The following is a 433-nucleotide window of genomic DNA, read 5'->3' on the forward strand; positions in this document are numbered from 1 at the left end:
TCTTGACGCTCAGGAACAGCTCTTCCGCGATGATCGATACCGATTGCCCGCGCGCCAGCTTGCAGAAGATCTGAAACTCACGCTTGGACAGCGTCTGGTGCAGCGGCTGGTCGGTCGGCTTTTCCAGGCCGCCAATGAGCAGCTCGGCCACGGTCGGGCTGACATAGCGACGGCCTTGCGACACGGTACGGATGGCCTTGACCAGCTCGTCCGGCGCGCTTTCTTTTGTCAGATAGCCCGATGCCCCTGCGCGGATCAGGTTGATGGCGTACTGGTCTTCCGGGAAGGTCGACAGGATCAGCACCGGCAGATCCGGATGGCGCTGGCGAGCCAGCTTGAGGGTGTCGATGCCGTTGCGATCGGGCATGGAAATGTCGAGCACCACGACGTCAAAGGCCCCGGTGCGGAGTTGCTCCATCACCTCTTCCCCGCT

Annotated in this window: 1 protein-coding gene; it reads right to left on the reverse strand. The window is 62.4% G+C overall.

The annotated features are described in order from the left end of the window. Window positions 1–433 (reverse strand): response regulator (locus tag JWG88_RS21365; protein WP_205235844.1); only part of this gene is annotated, 433 nt, incomplete at both ends.

It is taken from the genome of Desulfopila inferna, from assembly GCF_016919005.1.
GTDB classification, from domain to species: Bacteria; Desulfobacterota; Desulfobulbia; order Desulfobulbales; family Desulfocapsaceae; genus Desulfopila_A; species Desulfopila_A inferna.